Consider the following 23,682-nt stretch of genomic DNA (forward strand, 5'->3'; position numbering starts at 1 on the left):
GCGCGGGTTGCCCTTCAGCGGTTTCGAAGCGGTCACGTTCGGGACTCGGTAAGGGTTTGAGAGAGTGGACCCATGCAGTCTTCTCTTCAGCACGACACCACGCGTACGGGCCACGTCGTCGTCATCGGAGGTGGCATCGCCGGACTCGCCGCCGCCCACCGGCTGCTCTCCGCCGGTCTCCGGGTCACCGTCCTGGAAGCCACCGAGCGGCTCGGCGGCAAGCTGATGACCGGCGAGATCGCGGGCACCGGGGTCGACCTCGGTGCCGAGTCGATGCTCGCCCGCCGTCCCGAGGCGGTCGAGCTGGCCACCGCCGTCGGCCTCGGCGACCGGCTGCAGCCGCCCGCCACCGCCACCGCGTCGGTGTGGACCCGCGACGCCCTGCGCCCCATGCCCCAGGGCCACGTGATGGGCGTTCCCGGCGACCCGGCGGCGCTCAGCGGTGTGCTGTCCCCCGAGGGACTGGCCAGGATCGCCCAGGAACGCGACCTCACCCCGACCGCCGTCGGTGACGACGTCGCGGTCGGCGCGTACGTCGCCGACCGCCTCGGCCGCGAGGTGGTCGACCGGCTCGTGGAGCCGCTGCTCGGCGGGGTGTACGCGGGCGACGCCTACCGGATCTCGATGCGCGCCGCGGTACCGCAGCTCTTCGAGGCCGTGAAGGAGGGCGGCTCGCTCCTCGACGGCGTCCTGCGCATCCAGGAGAGGGCCGCCGCCCGTCAGCAGACCGGACCGGTCTTCCAGGGCATCGACGGCGGCATCGGCACCCTGCCGGGCGCCGTGGCCGACGCCGTACGCGCCGGCGGGGCGGAGGTCCTCCTCGCCACCCCCGTGCTCGGGCTGACCCGGACCGCACGGGGCTGGGACGTGCGCACCGACACCCGGGTGATCAACGCCGACGGCATCGTCCTGGCCACCCCGGCCTGGTCGGCGTCCACGCTGCTGGCCGCCGAGAGCCCGGCCGCCTCCGTCGAGCTGGCCGCCGTCGAGTACGCCTCGATGGCCCTGGTCACCATGGCCTTCCGGCGTTCCGACATCGCGGGGACCCCGGCGCTGCAGGGACGTTCGGGCTTCCTCGTCCCGCCCGTCGACGGGCGCACGATCAAGGCGTCGACCTTCTCGAGCCACAAGTGGCGGTGGGTCGCCGAGGCGGCCCCCGACCTCTTCGTGCTGCGCACCTCCGTCGGGCGTTACGGCGAGGAGGAGCACCTGCACCGCGAGGACTCCGAGCTCGTCGACGTGTCGCTGCGCGACCTCCGCGCCGCGACCGGGCTGACGGCCCGGCCGGTCGACGCGGAGGTGACCCGCTGGATCGGCGGGCTGCCGCAGTACCCCGTGGGGCATCTGACCCGGGTCGCCCGGATCCGGGACGAGGTCGCCAAGCTGCCGGGACTGCGGGTGTGCGGAGCTGTGTACGACGGGGTCGGCATCCCCGCCTGCATCGCGAGCGCCCGGCGGGCCGCGGACGAGATCGCCCGGGACCTCACGGGCGGCCGCGCCGACCGGGACACGGGGGAGATCGCGGAGGGGAGCACGGGGAAGATCGCGGGAGAGATCATCGCCACGTCGACCCGGGTTCAGGGCACCCGGAGCGAGGCGGGACAATAGCCGTATGAGTGCGCCAGAAAAGCTTCCGAACGCAGGCAAGAAGGCCAAGGACCTCAACGAGGTCATCCGCTACACCCTGTGGTCCGTCTTCAAGCTGCGAGATGTGCTTCCCGCCGACCGCGCCGGTCACGCCGACGAGGTCCAGGAACTCTTCGACCAGCTCGAGGCCAAGGACGTCACGGTCCGCGGCACCTACGACGTGTCCGGCCTGCGGGCCGACGCCGATCTGATGATCTGGTGGCACGCCGAGACCTCCGACGCTCTCCAGGAGGCGTACAACCTCTTCCGGCGCACCACGCTGGGGCGCGCTCTGGAGCCGGTCTGGTCGAACATGGCGCTGCACCGCCCCGCCGAGTTCAACAAGTCGCACGTGCCGGCCTTCCTGGCCGACGAGGAGCCGCGCGACTACGTCAGCGTGTACCCCTTCGTGCGCAGCTACGACTGGTACCTGCTCCCGGACGAGGACCGGCGCCGCATGCTCGCGGACCACGGCAAGATGGCCCGCGGCTTCCCCGACGTGCGCGCCAACACCGTGCCCTCCTTCTCGCTCGGCGACTACGAGTGGGTCCTCGCGTTCGAGGCCGACGAGCTGTACCGCATCGTGGACCTCATGCGTCACCTGCGGGCCTCCGAGGCACGGCTGCACGTCCGTGAAGAGGTCCCGTTCTACACGGGGCGCAGGAAGTCGATCGCAGACTTGGTGGCCGGTCTCGCATAGCCAGCGTTTCCGGTCACCCCGACCCGGAAGATCAGTTGACGGGCTACGGCGCCAGCGCCGCCGCCCGTCGTTCCAGCGACACCGGGTCCGGCTCCGGGCACATCGGTCCCGTACCGGTGAACTGCGCCGGCCTGCGGGGGAGTCAGCCATTTCTCCCCGCAGGCCGCCGCGCCCCACCGCGTACGGCCGATGTGCCCCGGGCCGAACAGGCACCGCGCAAGGGCCGCTCCCGCCGGGGGGCGGCCCTTCTGCCGTCCCCGGCCGCTCGGTGTCAGGAGCTGCTGCCGCAGCTGGAACCCCCACAGCTCGAACCACTGCTGCTGCCACAGCTCGACCCGCTGCCGCCGCCGCAGCTCGACCCGCCGCCCGATCCTCCACCGCAGCCCGATCCGGAACCGCAGGAGGAACCGCCCCCGTGGCCGCCACCGCCGCCGGAACTGCCGCAACTCCCGCTGCCGGGGCCCGCACCGGCGCACCACATCACCGGCAGGAGCGCGGTGCTCGCCGCGTACGAGTCCGTCGACGGGGAGTGCGTCGCGGAGGACGACGAGGGGCGCCGGACCGACGGATGCCGGGCGGCGGCCAGCAACTGCCCCTGGAGTACGGGGTCGGTGAGTGCGCGCAGCCCCACGGTGGCCACCAGGTGGGCCGGGTCCGTCACATGGGCCTGGGTGGCCCGGTATCCGTCGGCGGCCAGGCGCCCGGCCCGGGTGACCCGGGCCTTGGCCGAGGCGGCGGCGAGGAAGCCGATGACGCTGCCGGCCACGAGTGCGGGCAGCACCTTGACGATGAACGGGAACGGCGTGTCCGTGTGTCCGTCGTGCAGGGTGTACTGGACGAAGGTCAGCATCAGGCTGACGGGAACGGCCACCGTGCACAGCGTCCCCTGGAGGAGTGCCCACCGGCGGCGGGTGCGGCTCCCGCCCGGCGCGACCATCAGCCCGCGGGCCGCGAGACCGTCACCGATCTCCTGCACCGCCGGATGCCGCATCACGGCCTGCCGGAGCGTGTGCAGGGCCCCGCTCGGGGCGGCGGCCAGCTCCTGGAGCACGGCACGCTCCACCGCGTCACGGGCCTCCGCCCGCTGTACGGCGACGATGCCGGGACCGCCGATGACCAGGCGCCCGTCCGCGTGCAGGGCGGTGAGCGCGGTGTCCACGACCCTGGCGGGGCCGCCGTGGAGGAAGGCGGCCTCGGACCGATCGTGCGCGTAACCGCCGGAGTCGGCTCCGCGACGGCCGGCGTCGCGGGTCGCGACGATCAGGAGCGTCGAGGAGACGACCACGGCGAGGGTCAGCAGAAGGGCGAGGACGTTCATCGGGGGCACCTTCCCATGAGGGCGGCACGGGCCGCCCGGGCCAGCCTGGCCCTTCGGCGCGGCGGACGCGGCGCCGCCCGGTCCTGCCACCAGTGGGTCAGCCGGATACGGGACGCCTCGTCCGCCGGGCGGCCCGCGATGAGCAGCCGCTCGGCGAAGTCCAGGGCGTCGCGGCGGTATCCGGCGGACATCGGCCGGGTCCTGGCGTACGCGAGGAACGCCTCGCGGTAGCCGTCGCCGAGGATCTCCGGGAGCTCCGGTGCCACCTTGGCGACGACCTCGGCCCGCTTGGCGGCCAGGGCGCGGCTCTGCACCCCGAGCCGCCGGTGGTCGAAACCCGCCGGGGCGGGCGTACCGGCGACCAGCGACGAGAGCAGCGCGCTCTGGGCCGCGCCGACCCGCTCACGGGCACCGGCGGTCCGTCCGGCCGGCTCCGGGGGCCGGGCGGGCCGCTGCCGCGCGGGCGCCGGAACGCCGGCCGCAGCGGCCCACGTGGCGCGGATGGCGGTCAGCTCGCCGGCCAGCTCAGCGGCCGACGGGAAGTCGTCGTCGCGCTCCAGCAGGACACCCGGCGGATCGACCCGCGAACGGAGCTCGGCCAGCACGTCCAGGACGGGGCGTGTCACGGGATGGGCGTGCGTGTCGTGCCAGACCCCGTCCTTCTCGACGCCGCCCGCCACATGGACGTACGCGATGGCCTCGACCGGCAGTTCGTCGAGGGCCTGCGCGGGGTCCTCGCCCCGGTTGACGTGATTGGTGTGCAGATTGGCGACGTCGATCAGCAGTCGCACTCCCGTGCGCTCGACCAGCTCGGCGAGGAACTGCCCTTCGGTCAGCTCCTCGTCCGGCCAGGAGATCAGCGCGGCGATGTTCTCCAGGGCCAGCGGCACGGGCAGTGAGTCCTGCGCGATCCGGACGTTCTCGCAGAGCACCTCCAGCGCGTCCCAGGTCCGCGGCACGGGCAGCAGATGGCCCGCCTCCAGCCCCGGCGACGCGGTGAGCGGCCCCCCGGCCCGCACGAACGCGATGTGCTCCGTGACCAGTGGTGCGTCCAGCAGTACGGCCCGTGCGGCCAGGTCCGCGAGGCGGCCCGCGTCCGGGCGGTCGGCCCCGCCGAGGCCCAGCGAGACGCCGTGCGGGACGACGGTGACGCCGCGCTCCCTGAGGCGCACGAGCGAGGCCGGAAGGTGATCGGCGCAGAGGTTCTCCGCGACCGCCTCGACCCAGTCGATCCCGGGCAGCGCTTCGACGGTGTCCTCGATCTCGGGCCGCCAGCCGATGCCGGTTCCCAGCTTCATCCCGTCCCCCTCGTCCGGATCCATCGCCCCGTGCAGGGGTCATGGCCCCGCCGGGCGGTGGTGAATCCGAGAAGGGGGACGTTCAGAGGTGGATCCGAGGTTCCCGGGGATCCGCACGGCTGTGCCCAGGTCCGCGGCAACGGCTGAGTCGTGGGCGGCTTCGGGCGCGAGGTGAACGAGACGCGGCGGTGTTCAGCGGCGCAGTGCCGGATGGTCCGCGACCACCGTGCAGGATCCCGGCGCGATCTCGGTGAACCCGGCGTCCCGCACCACCGGCAGCCCGCTCACGGTGAGCTCTTGCCAGCGGTCCGCGTCGGGCGTGGCGACGGACAGCGGGAAGCCGGCCTCCCGCCAGGCCTTGCGCTCCGTGTCCGACAGCTCCCACCAGGCCAGCTGCGCACCGTGCCCGGCCTGTGCCATGGCCTTGCCCGCCGACATGCCGACCGCCGGATTCATCCACAGCACCGGATCGGCCGGACCGGGTGCGGCCGGCGGCGCGGGGTCGTCCAGATCCGTGCCCGACACCTGCAGCTTGGCCAGCTCCTTGGGCCAGCCGTCCAGGGGAACCGGCGGGAACACCCGTACCTCCGCGTGCTCACCCGTGACCGTGATCCCGGGCAGCGCGGACGCCCTGCGCCACTCCGAGCCCCGCGCCCGCCGCACCACCTTGCGGATCCGGGCGTCCTGCCAGTCCCGCATCACCTGGGCCCACTCGCCCTCACCGAGCGAACGTTCGTCGGAGAGCATCGTGAGCACCGCCCGGGCGGCGGTCCGCAGCGCGTCGGTACGCGCCGGCGGGTCCGCCTTCTCGATGTGCACCACGAGCGGCAGCACGAACTGCGGTGCCTCGTCGCGGGTGGTCGGCTCCGTACGGAACGGGCTGTCCGCGGGGTCTGCGGGAACGGGCTCCGGGACGGACCGGGGAAGGGGCTCGGGAAGATCGTCGCTGCTCACGGAGTCCAGTCTGCCAGGCCCGCGGAGACCGGTCCTTGCTGGAACGAAGGGCTCCGGGTGAGGATGCCGGACATGAAGAGCGACCTCTTTTCCAGCGAGCACATGGCCGAGCAGGCCACCACCCCCGGCATGTCCCTCCAGAACGCCAAGTCCATCAAGTACGCCGTCAACGGTGAGATGCACGCGCGTCAGGGATCGATGATCGCTTTCCGCGGAAATCTGCAGTTCGAGCGCAAGGGCCAGGGCATCGGCGGCATGCTCAAGCGCGCGGTCACCGGCGAGGGCCTGCCGCTCATGGCGGTCCGCGGTCAGGGCGAGGCGTGGTTCGCCCACGAGGCGGCCAGCTGCTTCATCGTGGAGATGGAGCAGGGAGACGTCCTGACCGTCAACGGCCGCAACGTCCTGTGTTTCGACGCGAGCCTCGCGTACGAGATCAAGACGGTCAAGGGCGCCGGAATGACCGGCGGCGGTCTCTTCAACAGCGTCTTCAGCGGCTACGGCAAGCTCGGCCTCATATGCGACGGCCAGCCCATCGTGATCCCCGTCACGGCCCAGCAGCCGGTGTACGTCGACACGGACGCGGTCGTCGGCTGGAGCGCCCAGCTCTCCACCACGCTGCACCGCTCACAGAGCTTCGGCTCCATGGTGCGCGGTGGCTCCGGCGAGGCCGTCCAGCTGATGCTGCAGGGCGAGGGATTCGTGATCGTCCGGCCCAGCGAGCTCAAGCCGGAGAAGGCGTCGGCCAACTGATCCCGCCCGGGTGGGTACGCTCGTACGCATGGACGATGCGTACTGCGTGACGCCCGTGCCGGCCCCCGCACCCGCACCCGCGGACGCGGGACCGCCGTACGCCGCATGCGTACTGTGCCGGAAGCCGACCGAGTACCCGGAGTCGGCGAAGGGCAGCACTCTCTGTCCGGTCTGCGCGTGGCAGGAGGCGGGGCGCACGGCCTGCTCCGGCTGACCCGGGGCGGGCCGGGCGCGACGGGCCTCAGCCGCGCATCAACTCGGAGACCTTGACGAAGCGGTAGCCCCGCTCGCGCAGCTCCGGGATCACCCTCCGCAGCGCCCTGTCGGTGACGGGTGCCGCGCTGCGCGTGCAGTGCATGACCACCAGCGAACCGGGCCTCACCCCGGCCAGCACCTGTTCGGCCACCGCGTCCGCGTCCGTGGCGAACGCGTCCCCGCTGACGACGTCCCACTGCACCGCCGTCACCCCCGTCGGCGCCAGGGCCTTCAGCGACGCGTCGTCGTAGCAGCCGCCGGGGAAGCGGAAGTACGGCACCACATGACGTGCCCCCGTCCCCCGGATCGCGGTGAAGGCCCGCTCCACATCGCCGCGCATATCGGCCTTCGCGAGGACCGGCAGCCCGTAACAGGGCGAGGAGAAGGCGTGGTGGCTGAACGAGTGGTTGGCGATCTCGAACAGCGGATCGTTGCCGATCGAGCGGGCCTGGGACGGGTACTCCTGCGCCCACCGCCCGGTCATGAAGACCGTCGAAGGCACCTTCAGCCGGCGCAGCAGCTCGATCAGACCCGGGTTGTCGAAGTGCTCACCCGCCGCGGCACGTGCTCCCTGATCCGCGGTCATGTCCGCGTCGAAGGTGAGTGCCACGACCTTGTCGGCCCCGGTGGCCCGGCGCTCGAAGACCGGGGTCAGGCCCTCCGGTCCGGGAGCCGTCGTGGGCGGTCCCTCCGCCGCCTTCGCCGTGGCTCCCGGGCTCGGACCCGCCGGGGGAGCGAGGGTCGCGGTGCGCGGGGCCTCCGGACTGCCGCAGGCGGTGAGGACCGCTCCCAGAACCGTCAGCAGTGTCGTCGTACGAACAGATGTGATCACCGGAAAACGCTAGCTGATGGGTCATCAGAATCTGTGCACGGCACTCCGGCCGCGCCGGCGCCCCCGGGCACACGGCACACGGCACACGGCACGCGGAACCGCCGCGGGGCCGGGCAGTCACCGCTGCCCGGCCCCGCGGCCTCTTCCCGGACGCTCAGCGCCAGGGTCCCGTCACCGCGAACGTCGTCCCGGGCGCGTAGCAGTTCACGAACATCGTCCCGCCGTCCGGCGAGAACGTGACCCCCGCGAATTCGCCCCACTCGGGGTCGTCGGCGGTCCCGATGTTCTGCCGCCCCCGCGCCATCGGATAGACCTCTCCGTGGCGCGTCACCCCGAGCACGTGCTGCGCGCCGCCGCCGTCCTCGCAGACCATCAGCCCGCCGTCGGCGGCGAGACAGATGTTGTCGGGGGACTCGCCGGGCAGCTGGATGTCCGTGTCCGGGCCGAAGACGACCACCAGCGTCAGCCGGCGCCGCTTCGGCTCGTAGCGCCAGACCTGGCCGAAGTGGTCGGCCGCGGACCCCTGCGAGCTGTGCGCGAAGCTGGAGACGAAGTAGACGGACGAGCCGCCCCAGTAACAGCCCTCCAGCTTCTGGGCGTGCGTGATGCCCTTCGGGCCGAAGTCCTGCAGCCGGATCGGCGTTCCGGCGGCCTGCGGGTCGGGGACCGGGACCCACTCGACCCGGTCGAAGCTCGCACCGGTCTCCTGGACCGCGGACAGGTCGGGCACCCCGGGGACCCGCATGGCTTCGAGCGCGCCCCCCGCCCGCAGCGAGCCCGTGCCGCCGAGCGGCTTCTCGGGGAGGAAGCGGTAGAAGAGCCCGAACGGCCGCTCGAACGCGTCCTCGGTCTCGTAGACGATCCCGCTCCTCGGGTCGACAGCGATCGCCTCGTGCTGGAAGCGGCCCATCGCGGTCAGGGGCACGGCCCCGGTGCGGCGCGGATCGGCACCGTCCACCTCGAAGACGAAGCCGTGGTCCTTCGTGTAGCCGTTGGTGCCGGCCTTGTCCTCGGTCTCCTCGCAGGTCAGCCAGGTGTTCCACGGAGTGGGACCACCCGCGCAGTTGACGGCCGTACCGGCGATGGCCACCCGCTCGCCGAGCACGTTGTTCCGGCTGTCGAGCTCCAGGGCCGTACAGCCGCCCTTGCCCATCGGGTCGTACGTGAGGCCCTCGACGGCCGGGACACCGATCCTGCCCGTGACCCGGTTCTCGTGGTTGCGCACCAGATGGACCCGGCCTCGGCGGCCGGCGAAGGCTGCCATGCCGTCGTGATTGCCGGGAACCCGCCCCTCGCCGGAGCGGAGCGGGTCGCCCTCGCGGGAGAGGACCCGATAGCGGAAACCTTTCGGCAGGTCGAGCAGGCCGTCCGGGTCCGGCAGGAGGGGGCCGTAGCCGCTGTGGCCCCGTGCGGCGGCTGTGCCCGCGAAGAGTTCGGTGAAGGCTCCGGCGAAGGCGACCGAGGCGGCGGTGGCGCCGCTTCGGGCCAGGACCTGGCGTCGTGTCGCGAGTCGTCGTGGTGCGGATGACATGAGGCAACTCCCTGTTGGCGGACAGGTGTAGTGACCCGCATGTGTGTACCACGCGACGTGTCACGCGGGAACCATGCGGGCCACCGTGCCTCGATGTGCCCCTGGGGCGGAAGAGGCCTCAGGGGCGTCGAGAGGTCAGGCCAGCGACGCGGTGAGCGTGATGGTCGTACCCGTGAGCGCCTGGCTGACCGGGCAGTTCGCCTTGGCGTCCTCGGCCGCCTTCACGAAGCCCGCCTCGTCCAGACCGGGCACCTCGCCCTCCACCGTGAGGTGGATGCCGGTGATGCCGGTGCCGGGCTGGAAGGTGACCTCGGCCTGGGTGTTCAGCTTGGTGGGCGGGGTGCCCGCCGTGGCCAGGCCGTTGGAGAGGGCCATCGAGAAGCAGCTGGAGTGCGCGGCCGCGATGAGCTCCTCCGGGCTGGTCCTGCCGTTCGCCTTCTCCGCGCGGGACGGCCAGGAGACCGGGAACTCCCCGACCCCGGAGGAGTCGAGGGTGACGACGCCCTTGCCCTCGAGCAGGTTGCCTTCCCAGACCGTGTGCGCCTGACGCGTGGTAGCCATGCTGGATCCCTTCGAACGGTGTGCGCGGTTGAACGGGACGTACGAGGCACCCGGGGGCACCTCGCACGCGGTACGCACCCGAACCTACTGCGCCACCAGTCCCTTTGCGTCACGCGCCAGTGCCGTCAGCCGGGAGATCGCCCGGAAGTACTTCTTCCGGTACCCGCCGTTCAGCATCTCTTCGCTGAACAGCCGGTCGAACGGAAGACCGGATGCGAGCACCGGGACCTCGCGGTCGTAGAGCCGGTCCGCGAGCACCACCAGTCGCAGGGCCGTCGACTGGTCCGGGACCGGCCGCACATCCGTGAGGCAGACCGCCGTGATCCCGTCGGTCAGCGCGCCGTAGCGGCTCGGGTGGACCCGCGCGAGATGGTCGAGCAGCGAGGGGAAGTCGTCCAGGGAGGCCCCGGGGGTGGCGTACGCGGCCCGGGTGACCTCCTCGTCGGAGTACGGCGGCGGGGCCTCGGGCAGCCCGCGGTGCCGGTAGTCCTCGCCGTCGATCCGCAGCGGCCGGAAGTGGGCGGAGAGTCCCTGGATCTCGCGCAGGAAATCGGCTGCGGCGAAACGGCCCTCGCCGAGCTTGCCGGGCAGGGTGTTCGAGGTGGCGGCCAGCGCTACGCCCGCCTCCACGAGCCTGCTGAGCAGGGACGACACCAGAACCGTGTCACCCGGGTCATCCAGTTCGAATTCGTCGATGCACAGGAGCCGGTGGCCGCTCAGGGTCTGCACGGTCTGCTGGAAGCCCAGCGCGCCGACCAGATTGGTCAGCTCGACGAACGTGCCGAAGGCCTTCAGCGAGGGAGCGGCCGGGGTGGCGTGCCACAGGGAGGCCAGCAGATGGGTCTTGCCGACGCCGTAACCGCCGTCGAGGTAGACACCCCGCGGGCCGGCGGGCGTGGCGGTCTTCCTGCCGAACAGCCCACCCGTCGCCCGCCACCACCCCCCGGCGGACGCGCCTCGTGCCCGCCCCTTCCTGCCCGCGCCGGTGGCATGCGCCCCGCCGAGCCCGCCGGCGAAAGCGCTGAGCACCTCGACGGCCTCGGTCTGGCTCGGCTGACCGGGGTCGGGTTCGTACGTATCGAAGCGCACCGAGTCGAAGCGCGGCGGCGGCACCATCTCCGCGACCAGGCGGTCGGCGGGGACGCGCGGCTCGAGGGCGCACAGGGACTTCGGGGCCGTTTCGGCTATGGGGCTCTGCCCCGGCACGGCGGTGGAGGACGACACAACTCTCCACCTTAAGGGCCGTGCCAGACTGCGGGGCATGCGACGCCTGCTCCCTGTGACGGACCTGACACCCCCGGCCGCCGGTACCACCGCGGCCACCGATCGCGAGTGGACCCTCGACGAACTGGCCGACGCCTACGCGTACCCCGGCGTCGACCGCCCCTGGCTGCGCGCCAACATGGTGTCCACCCTGGACGGCGCGGCCCATCACGACGGCCGCTCCCAGGGCATTTCCTCCGCGGCCGACATGCGGATCTTCGGCACCCTGCGAGGACTGGCCGACGTGGTCGTCGTCGGTGCCGGGACGGCGCGCAAGGAGGGCTACCGGCCCGCCAGGGCCCGGGACGCCTTCGCCGCGCGGCGCGCGGCGGCCGGGCAGGGGCCCGCCCCCGTCATCGCCGTCGTGAGCGCGAGCCTGGACCTGGACTTCTCCCTGCCGCTCTTCGTCTCGCCCCTGGTCCCGACCCTGGTGGTCACCGGGGCCGCGGCACCCGCCGACCGGGTTCGCGCGGCCCGGGAGGCGGGCGCCGAGGTGCTGACCGCGGGGGACGGCGCGGCCGTCGACCCGGCGCGAGCGGTGGCGGAGCTGGCCGCACGCGGGCACCGCCGGCTGCTCACGGAGGGCGGGCCGCGGCTGCTCGGCCAGTTCGTGGCGGCCGGGGCGCTGGACGAGCTCTGTCTGACCCTGTCGCCGATGCTCGTCGCCGGGGACGCCCAGCGGATCTCGGGCGGCCCGCCGGTGACCGTGCCGGAACGTTTCTCTCTTGTGTCGCTGCTGGAGGAGGCAGGATTCCTCTTCAGTCGGTACGGGAAGATCTGACACTGAGCGGAATTTATCGTTCCGGTTAACTCCGGGTGGGCACACTTAGTCCTGCAACCCCGTGCAATTGCGGGGCAGGATGGTTTCAGCAGCGGCCGTCCAGGGCCGATGAGATGAAACGGAAGGGCGCCTGCCGTGTTCACAAGCGTTTTGATGATCGAGAAGCCGCTCACCCCCGAGGACGTGGAATTCGTCACGACCCTCCACGGCGAGGAGCGGATCTCGTTCGTCGTACTGATGCAGCCACGCGGTGATCAGGCCGACGTCCTGCTCCGGGCGATCGACGACGTGGCGCTCGGCGAACTGAGAGAAGCGGTCCGCGAGGGCGAGGAACCGGAGGGCAAGGCGGCGCAGGAGCCCGCGGCGGTCGCCCTGGAGTACTCGCTCCAGGAGCTGCGCGGGGCCGGGGCGGAAGCCGTCGGGCAGGTGATCGAGGACCACCCGTTGGACAAACTGAAGTCCGTGGTCGAGGACTCGGGGGCCGACGAGGTCATCGTGCTGACCGCCCCGCACTACGTGGAGGAGTTCTTCCACCGCGACTGGGCTTCCCGGGCCCGGCACAAGGTCGGCGTACCGGTGCTCAAGCTCTTCGCGCACAGCGAATAGGCTGGGGCCGGACCGCACCCACCTCGCACCCTCGGAGACGCACGCATGGCACCCGGTATTCCTGCCGCCCTGGAACGGCCGCACTTCATCGGCATCGGCGGCGCCGGAATGTCGGGCATCGCCAAGATCCTCGCCCAGCGGGGAGCGAAGGTGGCGGGCAGCGACGCCAAGGAGTCCGCCACCGCCGAGGCCCTGCGCGCGCTGGGGGCGACCGTCCACATCGGGCACGCCGCCGGTCATCTGGCGGACGACGCGTCCTGCGTGGTCGTCTCCAGCGCCATCCGCGCGGACAACCCCGAACTGGCCCGCGCCGCGGAGCTGTCCATCCCGGTCGTGCACCGCTCCGACGCGCTCGCCGCCCTCATGGAGGGCCTGCGCGCCATCGCGGTCGCCGGGACGCACGGCAAGACCACGACCACGTCGATGCTCGCCGTCGCCCTTTCGGAGCTGGCCCTCGACCCCTCGTACGCCATCGGCGGCGACCTGGAGGGCCCGGGCACGAACGCCGCGCACGGCGGCGGCGACATCTTCGTGGCCGAGGCCGACGAGAGCGACCGCAGCTTCCAGAAGTACGACCCCCAGGTCGCCATCGTCCTCAACGTCGAGCTGGACCACCACGCGAACTACGCCTCGATGGAGGAGATCTACGACTCCTTCGAGACGTTCGTCGGCAAGGTCGTCCCGGGCGGCACGCTCGTCGTCTCAGCCGACCAGCCCGGCGCGGTGGAGCTGACCCGCCGGGTCCGCGACATCGCGTCCCTCGACGTCGTCACCTACGGCGAGTCCGAGAACGCCGACGTACGCGTCCACAAGGTCACCCCGCGCGGCCTGACCAGCGAGGTCACGGTCGTCCTCAACGGCAAGTACCTCACCTTCACGGTCTCCGTGCCCGGCAGCCACTACGCGCACAACGCGGTCGCCGCCCTCGCCGCCGGTGTCGCCCTCGGCATCCCGGCGCACAACCTGGCCTCCGCACTCGGCAAGTACACCGGCGTCAAGCGCCGCCTCCAGCTCAAGGGCGAGGCGGCCGGCGTCCAGGTCATCGACTCGTACGCGCACCACCCCACGGAGATGACGGCCGACCTCGCGGCCATGCGCGGCGCGGCCACCGACGCCCGACTCCTGGTGGTCTTCCAGCCCCACCTCTTCTCCCGCACCCAGGAGCTCGGCACAGAGATGGGACAGGCGCTCGCCCTCGCCGACGCCTCCGTCGTCCTGGACATCTACCCGGCCCGCGAGGACCCGGTCCCGGGCATCACCAGCACCCTGATCATCGACGCCGCGAAGGCGGCCGGAGCCGACGTCACGGCCGTCCACGACAAGGCGGCGGTCCCCGCCGTCGTCGCGGGAATGGCGAAGCCGGGCGATCTGGTTCTCACCATGGGAGCGGGCGACGTCACCGACCTCGGCCCGCAGATCCTGGACCACCTGTCGAGCTGAGGGAGCCACCGTGTCGTACGACGTCGAGAAGCCGGACGAGCAATGGCGGGCGGAGCTGAGCCCCGCCGAGTACGCGGTGCTGCGCAAGGCGGGCACCGAGCCCGCGTTCGTGGGTGAGTACACCGACACCAGGACCGCGGGTGTCTACTCCTGCCGGGCCTGTGGTGCGGAGCTGTTCCGCTCCGACACCAAATTCGAGTCGCACTGCGGCTGGCCGTCCTTCTACGACCCGAAGGACACCGAAGCCGTCGAGCTGATCCAGGACACCAGCCTCGGCATGACCCGTACCGAGGTGCGGTGCTCCCGCTGCGGCTCGCACCTGGGCCACGTCTTCGAGGGCGAGGGCTACCCCACGCCCACGGACCAGCGGTACTGCATCAACTCGATCTCGCTGACGCTGGCGCCGGACGAGAGCTGAGCCGGCCACCGGGTCCCGGGCAGGAGGCCGCCCGGCAGGAGGTCCGCTCCTGACGGGCGGCCGGCAGGGCGAGGCCGGCCCCGCCGGTGCCCTTCAGGCCGGGGACACCGGCGCTCTCACGCCTTCACGAGTTCCACCGGCTCCCGCTGCGCCGGGATCTCGCGCCGCAGTCGTTCGCCCTCGATGTCGAGGTCCGGCAGGACCCGGTCGACCGGGCGGGGCAGCCACCACGCGGCGCGCCCCAGCAGATGCATCACCGCCGGCACGAGGGCCATGCGGACGATGAAGGCGTCGATGAGCACGCCGATGGCCAGGGCGAACCCGATGGACTTGATGATCGGGTCCGGCATGAACACGAATCCGCCGAAGACCGCGGTCATGATCACTGCCGCGGCCGTGACCACACGCGCGTTGTGGCCGACACCGCTGATGACGGACTCGCGGGCATCGGCGCCGTGGACGAAGTCCTCCCGCATCCGCGAGACGAGGAAGACCTCGTAGTCCATGGCCAGCCCGAAGAGGATGCCGATCAGGAGGATGGGCAGGAAGCTGACCAGCGGTCCGGGTGTGTCGAGGCCCACCAGCTCCGCCAGATGGCCTTCCTGGAAGATCGTTACGGTGATTCCGAAGGTGGCACCGATGGTCAGCAGGAAGCCCAGTGCCGCCTTGACGGGTACCAGGATCGACCGGAAGACGAGCATCAGCAGCAGGACGGAGAGCCCGACCACCAGCAGGAGATAGACCGGCAGCGCGGCGGCGAGCTTCTCGGAGACGTCGATACCGACCGCGGTGGCACCGGTCAGCGAGACGGCGGCGCCCTCGACGTCCGCGACCCGGTCACGGATCTCGTTGACGGTGTCCTCGGTCGTGGCGGCGGTGGGACCGGTTTCGGGGATGACGGCCAGGAGGGCGGTGGTGCCCTTCTCGTTCGTCTGCGGGGCGGCGACGGCCAGCACCCCGCCGGTGTCCGTGATGAGCGCGGCGGTCTCCTCGGCCGCCGCAGCGGTCGCCCGCGGGGTGCCGGCGGACACCACGGCGACCAGCCGGCCGTTGAAGCCCTCGCCGAACCCCTCGGTGGTCAGGTCGTAGGCCTCCCGGTTCGGTGACCCGACCGCCTCGGTGCCCGCGTCGGGCAGTGCCAGACGCATGTCCTGCACGGGGAGGGCGAGAGCGCCGAGGCCGACGACGCCGAGCACGAGGACGGGGACGCGCAGCCGTGCCACGATCCGGCCCCAGCGGAAGCCGAAGCCGGCCTCGGCCTCGACGGGAGGGGAGGCGGGCGTAGGGACCTGTGCCCGGCGCTTCCGGGGCAGGACGCGGGTGCCGGCGAAGCCGAGGACGGCCGGTAGCAGAGTGAGGGACACCAGCACCGCGAGAGCGACCGTGGCGGCGGCGGCCAGGCCCATGACCGTGAGGAAGGGCACGCCCGCGACCGCGAGCCCGGCCAGTGCGATGACGACGGTGGCGCCCGCGAAGACGACGGCCGAACCGGCGGTCCCGGCAGCCCGGCCCGCTGCTTCCTCCCCGTCCATGCCTTCCGCGAGGTAGTGGCGATAACGGGAGGTGATGAACAGGGCGTAGTCGATGCCGACGGCCAGGCCCAGCATGAGCGCCAGGATGGGCGCGGTGCTGGTCAGCTCCACGGTGCTGCTGAGGGCGAAGAGCCCGGCCATACCGGCGGCCACGCCGACCAGGGCGTTCAGCAGGGTCATGCCCGCCGCCACCAGCGAACCGAAGGTGAGGACCAGGACGAGGGCGGCGACGGCCACACCGATGATCTCGGTCGAGCCGATCTCCGGGACGCCCCGCATGATCTCGCCGCCGTGTTCGACGCGCAGATCCGCGACGGACGCGCCCGCCTTCGTGAACGCCTCCCGCTGCGTGTCGGTGATCCCGTCGACACCTGACTCGAACTGCACCTGGATCAGGGCGTACCGGCCGTCCTGCGATACGGCCCTGGCCGCGAAGGGGTCGACGGCCGCGAGGACACCGGGGACCTCGGCGGCCTCCTCGGTCACGGGGGCCACAGCCGAGGGCGTGAGCGTCCCGCCCTCGGGCGCGGCGACGACTATGGTCCCCGTCGCGCCGCCCGCCTGCGGGAATTCCCGGGAGAGCAAGTCCAGGGCCTTCTGGGACTCGGTGCCCGGGATCGAGAACTTGCTGGTGGTGGGCCCGCTGAAGGCTGCCGCGCCCCCGCCGAGCAGGGCGAGCAGCAGGAGCCAGAGGGCGAGGACACGCCCTCGGCGGCGGAAGGACAGCCGGCCGAGCCGGTACAGCAGGATTGCCATGCGATAGAGGCGTCTTTCTCTTCGGTCTGGACGACTACTGTCAGCCGGTCGGATGCCCGAGGGTTCTCAGCGCTCCCTGGACCAGTTCGGCACGCATCGTGCCGGGGTCGACGTCCACGTCGGCGGCGACCGTGACGGCCACGCCGCCGATCACCATCTGAGCCATGACACGCGCACGTGGTTCCGCCGAACGGCCGCCCAGCGCATCCGCGAGCTGGTCGACCGCCCGGGGGATGACGGCCAGTACCGGATGGCCGAGCATGTCGGGCAGTTCGGCGAAGATGATCTTTACTTCCAGGTGGTAGCGCATCGCGAGGCCGACGTAGCCCGTGACGGCCGCTTCGACGGCCTGATCGCCGTTCAGCGCCGCCAGCTCCTCGCTCATGGCGGAGAGACTCTCGGCCGGCGGAGTCAGCAGCTCGGTGAGGATCGCGTCCTTGCCGGTGAAGTGGTACAGCAGGGACGCCTTGGAGCAGTGCGCCTCGACTGCGATGTCGTGCAGCGAGGTCCCCTTGAAACCGTGCTCGGAGAAGAGAAGCAGTGCGGAATCGAGAATCTGACGGCGCATCGCGGACGGCGGACGTGGCATGGACCCCACCGTAGCTGACCGATCGGTCAGAGCTGACCGATCGGTCAGGGGTTCTTCGTGACGCCCGTCACTCCGGCTCCTCGCCGTCGCGGCCGGCCGCACTGGTCGGCCGCGGGGCTCGGGCGGTGTGGCCGGCCGAGCGGCTGCCGATCAGGACATGGTGTCCGCGCCGCTGAAACGTGGCGTCTCCGCTCCCACGAGCATGAGGTCGGCGATTCCCGCGCGCGGTGCCGTGGGCGGGATCATCCGTGGCTCGAACTCCCCGGTGCGCAAGGGGTACTTGTTGTCCTGCCAGGAGTTGTTCGTCAGCGGCCGTGACCCACAGGTGTCGCGGGCCCGGGCGGGTGTACGACCGACCGGTCCGAGCAGCACTCCACCGGCTCTTCGCGGATGAATCAGGTGGAGCGTCGGTTCGGCTTTCCGGCCGTGATGTCCGGCGCGGTGATCGCGCAGGGATTCAGTTGATGACCTGCGGCCGGCCGAACCGGCCTGGCCGTACGCGACCGCGGCAACGGCTCCACCACGGGACACGATTCATCAGGGCGATGTGCGACGAGTCGCCACGACGTACTGTCGGGCGTCAGGCTCTGCGGACGCCCTGGTCCTGGTCGCTCTCCTGGGTCGCCTCGGCCCGCAGCAGCGGGTGTACGACCCCGGGGAACACCCGGGCGCGCACGACCTCCTCCGCCGACCCGCCCTGGACCACGGTTTCGGCAACGCCCCACGGCCGTCCGCCCAGACGGACGGTCAGGGTGTACGAGGACGAGCAGCCCAGGCACTCGTAGCGGTCCGCCCAGACCTCCACGTCCGTGACGCTGCCCGGGTACCGCTTCACGTGCCGGTGCCAGGCGTGGCAGTGGTCGCACCTCTCGCCCGGCTCACAGGTGCCGCCGCACGGACAGGGCACGTCCAGCGACCCGGCGGGCTGCCAGCGCTGGATGAGCATGGCATCGCGGGTGGCGCCCATGTCCTTCATCGCCTTCAGATTGCGCGCGGCGACGTTGTACGACTCTCCGGTCGCGGCCATCCGGTCCCGGATGACGTCCTTGCGCCCGCGGTTCGTCGTCATGTGTTCCTCCTGGGTGTACGCAGCCCGCCAGGAGGCCCACGAAATCGTCCTCCCTACGGTACCTGCCGCTCTCCGGTCCCGGGTCCGGCCGCCGCCCTGTCGACGCGGTGTCGCCCGCTGCTGATAGGGCACGTGCGGGCTGCGGGTATCCCATATGGCCCGAGTGTGACATCCGTCCGAGATTCGAACCGAATGGCTATTCTTCGTGATCCTGACGCACGGCGGCGCGCCGCCACCGAGTTGATTCGGCTTGTTTCTCCCATGGGCTCCGATTTTTCTGTGAAGCGATGGTGAATTGAATCTTCATACGCTGATGGGGAAATCCTCTGACCATGTCGAATCATTTATTGCCGATCCGGCCAGGCGGTATCACCGGATGACCGAATCACTACCTTGACCGGTTCTCGTGGGGCGATACACACTCGCCAGAGGCACTCATGCATCAGGAGCCACGAGCGCGGATGCGGATGGCCCTGCGAGACCAGATATCGCACGGGGTGAACGACGGGGGATACACGCGGGGGAATCGTGTGTGCGGATTCGACGTACGCACGCAACTCGCCCTCACCTCTCCTCTCATCTCTTGGTGCGCGAAGGGAATGGAGGGGGAATGCCGACGCACATGGGCTATCCCGGTGTGTACATCGAAGAACTTCCCAGCGGCGTCCGTACGATCGCCTCGGTCACCACCTCGGTGACCGCGTTCGTGGGGCACACGCGCCGGGGTCCGCTCAACCGACCGGTACGGATCACCAGCTTCGCCGACTTCGAGCGCCGCTTCGGCGGACTCACCTCGCAGAGCGCCCTCAGCTACGCGGTGCACCAGTTCTTCGGCAACGGCGGCACGCTCGCGGTGATCGTCCGGGTGGCCAAGGCCGGCACGGGTGAGGACGCCTGCGTCACCCTCCGCTCCACGGAGGGGCACAGCGAGTGCCCGGTACTGGAGGTGCACGCGAAGGAGCCCGGAGTGTGGGGCTCGGGCCTGCGGGTGGCCGTGGACCACGACACCCCCGCACCGGACAGGACGTTCAACCTCCAGATCCTCGACGCCCGTGGCGGAGGCCGGGAGTCGTTCACCGGCCTGTCCATGGACTCCGGCCACGGCCGCTTCGTCGAGACGGTCGTCAACGCGGGTTCCTCCCTCGTCAGGGTGAAGGCCCTCGACGAGGACCGGCCGGACCCGTCCGGCACGGTCTCCAAACCGTTCGCGGCGGAGCTGCCCGGCCTGGAAGTCGAGCTCAAGGTCAAGATCGGCGGTGTGGAGCGTGAGTTCACGCTCTTCGAGCCCGACCGTGACGGCGAGCCGCCGAGCAGCGTCACCGAGCTGGCCCTCCTGCTCGAGCGCAAGCTGCGCGCGCTGCCCGACGCCCCCGGGAAGCACGCCTTCGCCGGGTCCGAGGTCACCGCGTTCGGCAGGCGGCTCCAGGTCGTCGCCGGGTCCGTCGATCCGGACGACGTGGTCCGCTTCGTCGGCGAGTGCGCCAACGACCTGGGTCTGGAGGCCTCGGTCAACCCGCCCGTCTTCCCGCTGGAGGGCGGCAAGGACGGCGACGCCCCCGGCCCGCGCGACCTCATCGGCAGCGAGGGGAGCAAAACCGGCCTCCAGGCGCTGCGTGACGTGGACGACGTCAATCTGCTGGCGCTGCCGGAGCTGTCGGCGTACGAGTCCACCGAGGACATGGTCACCGTCCTCTCGGCGGCCGAGCAGCTCTGCCAGGAGCGGCGGATCTTCCTGCTCGTCGACTCGCCCTCGACCTGGGGCAGCGTCGACGCCGTGCGGGCCGGGATCGGCGCGTTCGAACCCGTACGCAGCAACCACGCGGGGCTGTACTTCCCGCACCTCCAGCTGACCGACCCGCTGACCGGACGGCTGCGTTCCTTCCCGCCGTCGGGTGCCGTGGCCGGGGTGATCGCCCGCATCGACGGCGAGCGCGGGGTGTGGAAGGCGCCGGCCGGGACCGAGGCACGCCTCGCCGGTGTCCGGTCGCTGACGGTCAAGCTGAGCGACCGGGAGAACGGACTGCTCAACCAGCTGGGTGTGAACTGCCTGCGCACCTTCCCCGTCGTGGGGCCGCTGGTCTGGGGCGCCCGCACGCTCGAGGGCGCGGACGCGCTCGACAGCGAGTGGACGTACGTGCCGGTGCGGCGGCTCGCGCTGCACGTCGAGGAGAGCCTCTACCGCGGACTGCAGTGGGTCGTCTTCGAACCCAACGACGCACAGCTGTGGCAGCAGATCCGGCTCAAGGCGTCGGCCTACCTCAACGACCTCTTCAGGCAAGGCGCGTTCAAGGGCGGCACACCGCGCGAGGCGTACTTCGTGAAGTGCGACAAGGACACCACCACCGACGCCGACATCGAGCGCGGAGTGGTCAACGTCGTGATCGGAATCGCTCCGGTCAAGCCCGCGGAGTTCGTGATCGTCAAGATCCAGCAGTTCGCCGGGCAGTTCGATCTCTCGTAGCCGATCTTTCCTGGCCAAGGAAAAGGAACACGAAGGAATCCGATGGCTGAGTTCCAGATCAACGCCCATCGCTTCGACCCCTACAAGAATTTCAAGTTCCTGGTCCTCTGGGACGGTCGAACGGTCGCGGGCATCAGCAAGATCAGTCCTCTCAAGCGCACCACCGAGGTGGTGAAACACCGACACGGTGGTGATCCCAGTTCACCCCGCAAGTCACCCGGCCGCTCCGAGTTCGAGGGCGTCACGCTCGAACGCGGTGTCACTCATGATCCCGAATTCGACCGCTGGGCCAACAAGGTCTGGCAGGTGGGCGCCGGGCTGGGCTCGGAGGTCTCGCTCCGGGACTTCCGCAAGGACATCATCATCCAGGTGCTCAACGAAGCCGGACAGGTGGCCGTCTCGCACAAGCTCTACCGGGCCTGGGTCAGTGAGTACCAGGTCATCGGCGAGCTCGACGCGAACGCCAACGCCGTCGCCATCCAGAGTGTGAAGCTGGAGTGCGAGGGCTGGGAACGCGATTACGAGATCCCGGAACCGGTCGAACCGTCGTTCACCCACCCGGCCTGAACGTCGTCGTGAACCCTGGGACGGCCCCCATGGGGCCCGCCGAACTGCTCGCCACCTGGGAGGCCGGGCTGCTTCTGGGTGCGGCGGAGAAGTCGCTGCTGCTGCACCGGGCGGCCCGCCCGGGGGCCGGTACGGACGCGTTGCTGTCGGTGCCGGTCGGCGAGCGGGAGGCGGACCTGCTCGCGTTGCGCCGGTCGCTGTTCGGTGAGCGGATGCAGGTGCGGATCGAGTGCGGTGCCTGCGGCGAGGCCATGGAGTTCGACCTCGATGCCGGTGCGCTGGGTGCCCGTCCGGCGGCGGAGGACCGGCTGCTGCGCGTTGCGGAGGACGACTGGGTCGTCGAGTTCCGGCTGCCCACCGTCGCCGACCTCGCAGCGGCCGGTGCGGCCGCCTCACCCGCCGACGCACGCCGACGACTGGTGACGGGCTGCACGGTACGGGCCCTGCGGGGCGGCGAGAGCGTCGCCGCGGAGCGACTGGCCGCGCTGCTGCCCGAACGGGTGGAGCGGCTCATCGCCGAGAAGGCCGCCGAGGCGGACCCGACGGCCGAGGTGACGCTGGACGTGGCGTGCCCGGAATGCGGTGGGGCCACCCCGGCCGAGCTGGACATCACCTCCTACCTCTGGACCGAACTGGACAACTGGGCAAGGGACCTGCTCGTCGACGTCCATCTGCTCGCCACCGCCTACGGGTGGAGCGAGCCGCACATCCTGGCGCTCAGCCCTCTCCGGCGTCGTTACTACCTGGAGCTGTGTACCGATGGCTGACTACTTCGACCGGCTGCTCGCCCGGTACACGCCGGTCGCCGCGGCCGGCAGCACCGGTGAGACCGGCACACGGGTACGGGTACGGCCGCGGCTGTCCGGTCCGTTCGAGCGGACCGAGGCACTGCGGTACGGCCCGCCCGAGCCGGACGAACCGGCCGCGCTGATTCCCTCCGCCCCCCTGGCCGACCCGGAGGGGCCCCGGCCGGCGCGGCCGGACCGGGAGGTGCGTACGGAGCGGCACACCGTGGTGCGCACCGAGCGCGCCCCGCAGCCCGACGGGACGGGACAGCCGGTCCCGCCCGCGGCGGCGGCCCCGGCGCCGCCGCCGCGGCTCCCGGTCGCTCCCGTACCGAAGGTCCGGCCCGGAGCGGCGCAAGGCGCGCGTGCGGCACGTCGTGGGCGGTCGTCCCCTCCGGGCGAGCCCGTGCCGGCGCCCGCCGGGGCGGCTGCGCCGGCGCAGCAGGGTGCCGCACCGGTGCGTGCGGCAGCGCTCGCGGTGCCGCGGGGCCCCGGCTCCGCCGCTGCGCGGGGTGTCGCGCTCGGATCGGTGGGGCGGCGCGCGCCACGCCAGGCCGAACGCGTCGTGCAGGTTCAGATCGGCCGGCTGGAGGTCAGCGCGGCGCCGCCGCCCGGCGCGAATGCCTCACCGGCCGGGCGCCCCGCCCCGCCGGCCGGCCGGCCGGGCCCCGTACTGACGCTGGGCGACTTCCTGTCGCGTGGCGGGAAGAGGGACTGACGACATGAGCAACGCACTCGCCGTCGCCACGGTCACCCAGGCGCTCGCCCTGCTGATCGAGAGCAACCTGGGACCCGAGATGGACATCGCGGTCAAGGTGGAGACCCGTAAGCCGCTGTCGGCGCCGCCGGGCGAGCCGACCATCACGGTGTTCCTCTACCAGGTGACCCCGAACGCCGCGATGCGCAACAACGACCTGCCGGCACGCGCCCCCGACGGCACCCTGCGCAACCGGGCGGCAGCACCACTGGACCTGCACTACGTGATCAGCGCGTACGGGGAGGAGACGGAGCTGGTCGGGCAGCGGCTGCTGGGCTGCGTGATCCGGACCCTGCACGAGATTCCGGTGCTGCCCCGGGAACTGATCGAACTGGCCGCCGAGCGACCACATCTGGCGGGCAGCGACCTGGCGGAATCCCTGCAGAAGGTCCGCTTCACGCCGACGGTCATGGACGTCGACGAGACGTCCAAGCTCTGGGGCATGCTGCACCAGACCCCCTACACCCTGTCCGTCGCCTATCAGGCATCACTGGTGGTGATCGAGGGCCGCGAGAAGCCGGTCCCGGCGAAGCCGGTGGTGCAACGCACGGTGCGGGTGGTGCCGTTCGGGGCGCCGGGGGCTCCGGTGCCTCCTCCGGCGGCAGCCGTTGCTCCGGCAGCCCCCGTCGCTCGCGCCGCTCCCGCGAAGAAGGTCGCGCCGAAGAAGGCCGGTCCGGCGAAGGCTGCCACGGCGAGGACCTCCGCCGACGGCACGGTCCGGGCTCCTGCCAAGTCCACCAAGGCCGCAGCCGGGCGAGCGGCTCCGCCGCGTCCCCGCAGGACGGCCGGGAGTGGCACACCGGCGCCGGACGACAAGGGCTGAGCCGCGATGC

At 71.6% G+C, this 23,682-nt stretch carries 24 protein-coding genes; 13 read left to right on the forward strand and 11 right to left on the reverse strand.

What is annotated here, in order from left to right:
- The first annotated feature begins 72 nt into the window (after positions 1-72).
- Both hemG and hemQ read left to right on the forward strand, forming a co-directional pair.
- Positions 73-1,608 (forward strand): protoporphyrinogen oxidase, encoded by a 1,536-nt coding sequence (gene hemG, locus AB0F38_RS08975; protein ID WP_361888969.1) that lies wholly within the window; start codon positions 73-75, stop codon positions 1,606-1,608.
- 4 nt (positions 1,609-1,612) lie between these two features.
- Positions 1,613-2,326: a hydrogen peroxide-dependent heme synthase gene (gene hemQ / locus AB0F38_RS08980; RefSeq protein WP_361888972.1), complete on the forward strand. Its 714-nt coding sequence runs from the start codon at positions 1,613-1,615 to the stop codon at positions 2,324-2,326.
- Between the two features lie 271 nt (positions 2,327-2,597).
- Here the strand turns inward: hemQ and AB0F38_RS08985 are convergent, their stop codons facing one another.
- The 3 genes from AB0F38_RS08985 to AB0F38_RS08995 form a co-directional block, all read right to left on the reverse strand.
- Complete coding sequence (locus AB0F38_RS08985) at positions 2,598-3,644, reverse strand: TIGR04222 domain-containing membrane protein (RefSeq protein ID WP_361888975.1); 1,047 nt, start codon at positions 3,642-3,644, stop codon at positions 2,598-2,600.
- Positions 3,641-4,942 (reverse strand): DUF692 domain-containing protein, encoded by a 1,302-nt coding sequence (locus AB0F38_RS08990; protein WP_361888978.1) that lies wholly within the window; start codon positions 4,940-4,942, stop codon positions 3,641-3,643. The genes AB0F38_RS08985 and AB0F38_RS08990 overlap by 4 nt, the downstream gene beginning before the upstream one ends.
- Before the next feature lie 192 nt (positions 4,943-5,134).
- Positions 5,135-5,896 (reverse strand): peptidyl-tRNA hydrolase, encoded by a 762-nt coding sequence (locus AB0F38_RS08995; protein ID WP_361888981.1) that lies wholly within the window; start codon positions 5,894-5,896, stop codon positions 5,135-5,137.
- A gap of 72 nt (positions 5,897-5,968) precedes the next feature.
- On the opposite strand from AB0F38_RS08995, the gene AB0F38_RS09000 reads away from it, so the two are divergent.
- Positions 5,969-6,646: an AIM24 family protein gene (locus AB0F38_RS09000; RefSeq protein WP_361888984.1), complete on the forward strand. Its 678-nt coding sequence runs from the start codon at positions 5,969-5,971 to the stop codon at positions 6,644-6,646.
- Positions 6,647-6,674: 28 nt separating this feature from the next.
- Entirely contained in the window at positions 6,675-6,860 is a 186-nt protein-coding gene (locus tag AB0F38_RS09005; protein WP_361888987.1) for a hypothetical protein, read from the forward strand.
- 27 nt (positions 6,861-6,887) lie between these two features.
- Here the strand turns inward: AB0F38_RS09005 and AB0F38_RS09010 are convergent, their stop codons facing one another.
- From AB0F38_RS09010 to zapE, 4 genes are all read right to left on the reverse strand, one after another.
- The gene (locus AB0F38_RS09010) at positions 6,888-7,733 is read right to left on the reverse strand and encodes a polysaccharide deacetylase family protein (RefSeq protein ID WP_361888990.1); all 846 of its coding nucleotides are present in this window, start codon (positions 7,731-7,733) and stop codon (positions 6,888-6,890) included.
- Positions 7,734-7,887: 154 nt separating this feature from the next.
- Positions 7,888-9,264, reverse strand: a complete 1,377-nt coding sequence (locus tag AB0F38_RS09015) for an alkaline phosphatase PhoX (protein WP_361888993.1) — start codon at positions 9,262-9,264, stop codon at positions 7,888-7,890.
- Positions 9,265-9,399: 135 nt separating this feature from the next.
- A complete protein-coding gene (locus tag AB0F38_RS09020) occupies positions 9,400-9,825 on the reverse strand; it encodes an OsmC family protein (protein WP_361888996.1) in 426 nt (141 codons plus the stop codon).
- Between the two features lie 84 nt (positions 9,826-9,909).
- The gene (zapE, locus tag AB0F38_RS09025; RefSeq protein ID WP_361888999.1) at positions 9,910-11,049 is read right to left on the reverse strand and encodes a cell division protein ZapE; all 1,140 of its coding nucleotides are present in this window, start codon (positions 11,047-11,049) and stop codon (positions 9,910-9,912) included.
- Positions 11,050-11,086: 37 nt separating this feature from the next.
- On the opposite strand from zapE, the gene AB0F38_RS09030 reads away from it, so the two are divergent.
- From AB0F38_RS09030 to msrB, 4 genes are all read left to right on the forward strand, one after another.
- Positions 11,087-11,869, forward strand: coding sequence for a pyrimidine reductase family protein (locus AB0F38_RS09030; protein ID WP_361889002.1), 783 nt, complete (start codon positions 11,087-11,089; stop codon positions 11,867-11,869).
- A 153-nt stretch (positions 11,870-12,022) separates the two neighbouring features.
- The gene (locus AB0F38_RS09035; RefSeq protein WP_361889005.1) at positions 12,023-12,475 is read left to right on the forward strand and encodes an indole-3-glycerol phosphate synthase; all 453 of its coding nucleotides are present in this window, start codon (positions 12,023-12,025) and stop codon (positions 12,473-12,475) included.
- 45 nt (positions 12,476-12,520) lie between these two features.
- Complete coding sequence (gene murC, locus AB0F38_RS09040) at positions 12,521-13,915, forward strand: UDP-N-acetylmuramate--L-alanine ligase (protein WP_361889008.1); 1,395 nt, start codon at positions 12,521-12,523, stop codon at positions 13,913-13,915.
- 10 nt (positions 13,916-13,925) lie between these two features.
- Positions 13,926-14,333 carry a peptide-methionine (R)-S-oxide reductase MsrB gene (msrB, locus tag AB0F38_RS09045; RefSeq protein ID WP_361889011.1) on the forward strand — a complete coding sequence of 136 codons (408 nt, stop codon included), beginning with the start codon at positions 13,926-13,928 and terminating at the stop codon, positions 14,331-14,333.
- A gap of 116 nt (positions 14,334-14,449) precedes the next feature.
- On the opposite strand, the gene AB0F38_RS09050 is transcribed toward msrB, so the two are convergent.
- The 4 genes from AB0F38_RS09050 to AB0F38_RS09065 all read right to left on the reverse strand — a co-directional run bounded on the left by AB0F38_RS09050 (position 14,450) and on the right by AB0F38_RS09065 (position 18,279).
- Positions 14,450-16,621 carry an MMPL family transporter gene (locus tag AB0F38_RS09050; RefSeq protein ID WP_361889014.1) on the reverse strand — a complete coding sequence of 724 codons (2,172 nt, stop codon included), beginning with the start codon at positions 16,619-16,621 and terminating at the stop codon, positions 14,450-14,452.
- Positions 16,622-16,661: 40 nt separating this feature from the next.
- Positions 16,662-17,210 (reverse strand): TetR/AcrR family transcriptional regulator, encoded by a 549-nt coding sequence (locus tag AB0F38_RS09055; RefSeq protein WP_361889017.1) that lies wholly within the window; start codon positions 17,208-17,210, stop codon positions 16,662-16,664.
- 150 nt (positions 17,211-17,360) lie between these two features.
- Complete coding sequence (locus AB0F38_RS09060) at positions 17,361-17,582, reverse strand: hypothetical protein (protein ID WP_361889019.1); 222 nt, start codon at positions 17,580-17,582, stop codon at positions 17,361-17,363.
- Positions 17,583-17,790: 208 nt separating this feature from the next.
- Positions 17,791-18,279, reverse strand: coding sequence for a hypothetical protein (locus AB0F38_RS09065; RefSeq protein ID WP_361889022.1), 489 nt, complete (start codon positions 18,277-18,279; stop codon positions 17,791-17,793).
- Positions 18,280-18,889: 610 nt separating this feature from the next.
- On the opposite strand from AB0F38_RS09065, the gene AB0F38_RS09070 reads away from it, so the two are divergent.
- The 5 genes from AB0F38_RS09070 to AB0F38_RS09090 are packed head-to-tail and all read left to right on the forward strand — an operon-like array spanning position 18,890 to position 23,672.
- On the forward strand, positions 18,890-20,740 hold the full coding sequence (locus tag AB0F38_RS09070; RefSeq protein WP_361889025.1) for a phage tail sheath C-terminal domain-containing protein: 1,851 nt from the start codon (positions 18,890-18,892) through the stop codon (positions 20,738-20,740).
- Positions 20,741-20,782: 42 nt separating this feature from the next.
- Complete coding sequence (locus tag AB0F38_RS09075) at positions 20,783-21,307, forward strand: phage tail protein (protein ID WP_033300128.1); 525 nt, start codon at positions 20,783-20,785, stop codon at positions 21,305-21,307.
- Between the two features lie 29 nt (positions 21,308-21,336).
- The gene (locus AB0F38_RS09080; RefSeq protein ID WP_361889028.1) at positions 21,337-22,074 is read left to right on the forward strand and encodes a hypothetical protein; all 738 of its coding nucleotides are present in this window, start codon (positions 21,337-21,339) and stop codon (positions 22,072-22,074) included.
- Positions 22,067-22,810 carry a hypothetical protein gene (locus AB0F38_RS09085; RefSeq protein WP_361889030.1) on the forward strand — a complete coding sequence of 248 codons (744 nt, stop codon included), beginning with the start codon at positions 22,067-22,069 and terminating at the stop codon, positions 22,808-22,810. Before AB0F38_RS09080 ends, AB0F38_RS09085 begins: the two co-directional genes overlap by 8 nt.
- A 4-nt stretch (positions 22,811-22,814) precedes the next feature.
- Complete coding sequence (locus AB0F38_RS09090) at positions 22,815-23,672, forward strand: DUF4255 domain-containing protein (RefSeq protein ID WP_361889033.1); 858 nt, start codon at positions 22,815-22,817, stop codon at positions 23,670-23,672.
- The last annotated feature ends 10 nt before the right edge of the window (positions 23,673-23,682 follow it).

Source organism: Streptomyces sp. NPDC025273 (assembly GCF_040638585.1).
Classification (GTDB): Bacteria; Actinomycetota; Actinomycetes; order Streptomycetales; family Streptomycetaceae; genus Streptomyces; species Streptomyces cinereorectus.

Bases quoted from the DNA above. Each gene is read 5' to 3' on its own strand.
- hemG (WP_361888969.1), top strand. From the start codon at position 73: ATGCAGTCTTCTCTTCAGCACGACACCACGCGTACGGGCCACGTCGTC.
- hemQ (WP_361888972.1), top strand. From the start codon at position 1,613: ATGAGTGCGCCAGAAAAGCTTCCGAACGCAGGCAAGAAGGCCAAGGAC.
- AB0F38_RS08985 (WP_361888975.1), bottom strand. From the start codon at position 3,644: ATGAACGTCCTCGCCCTTCTGCTGACCCTCGCCGTGGTCGTCTCCTCG.
- AB0F38_RS08990 (WP_361888978.1), bottom strand. From the start codon at position 4,942: ATGAAGCTGGGAACCGGCATCGGCTGGCGGCCCGAGATCGAGGACACC.
- AB0F38_RS09000 (WP_361888984.1), top strand. From the start codon at position 5,969: ATGAAGAGCGACCTCTTTTCCAGCGAGCACATGGCCGAGCAGGCCACC.
- AB0F38_RS09005 (WP_361888987.1), top strand. From the start codon at position 6,675: ATGGACGATGCGTACTGCGTGACGCCCGTGCCGGCCCCCGCACCCGCA.
- AB0F38_RS09015 (WP_361888993.1), bottom strand. From the start codon at position 9,264: ATGTCATCCGCACCACGACGACTCGCGACACGACGCCAGGTCCTGGCC.
- AB0F38_RS09020 (WP_361888996.1), bottom strand. From the start codon at position 9,825: ATGGCTACCACGCGTCAGGCGCACACGGTCTGGGAAGGCAACCTGCTC.
- AB0F38_RS09030 (WP_361889002.1), top strand. From the start codon at position 11,087: ATGCGACGCCTGCTCCCTGTGACGGACCTGACACCCCCGGCCGCCGGT.
- AB0F38_RS09035 (WP_361889005.1), top strand. From the start codon at position 12,023: ATGATCGAGAAGCCGCTCACCCCCGAGGACGTGGAATTCGTCACGACC.
- murC (WP_361889008.1), top strand. From the start codon at position 12,521: ATGGCACCCGGTATTCCTGCCGCCCTGGAACGGCCGCACTTCATCGGC.
- AB0F38_RS09050 (WP_361889014.1), bottom strand. From the start codon at position 16,621: ATGGCAATCCTGCTGTACCGGCTCGGCCGGCTGTCCTTCCGCCGCCGA.
- AB0F38_RS09055 (WP_361889017.1), bottom strand. From the start codon at position 17,210: ATGCCACGTCCGCCGTCCGCGATGCGCCGTCAGATTCTCGATTCCGCA.
- AB0F38_RS09065 (WP_361889022.1), bottom strand. From the start codon at position 18,279: ATGACGACGAACCGCGGGCGCAAGGACGTCATCCGGGACCGGATGGCC.
- AB0F38_RS09070 (WP_361889025.1), top strand. From the start codon at position 18,890: ATGCCGACGCACATGGGCTATCCCGGTGTGTACATCGAAGAACTTCCC.
- AB0F38_RS09075 (WP_033300128.1), top strand. From the start codon at position 20,783: ATGGCTGAGTTCCAGATCAACGCCCATCGCTTCGACCCCTACAAGAAT.
- AB0F38_RS09080 (WP_361889028.1), top strand. From the start codon at position 21,337: ATGGGGCCCGCCGAACTGCTCGCCACCTGGGAGGCCGGGCTGCTTCTG.
- AB0F38_RS09085 (WP_361889030.1), top strand. From the start codon at position 22,067: ATGGCTGACTACTTCGACCGGCTGCTCGCCCGGTACACGCCGGTCGCC.
- AB0F38_RS09090 (WP_361889033.1), top strand. From the start codon at position 22,815: ATGAGCAACGCACTCGCCGTCGCCACGGTCACCCAGGCGCTCGCCCTG.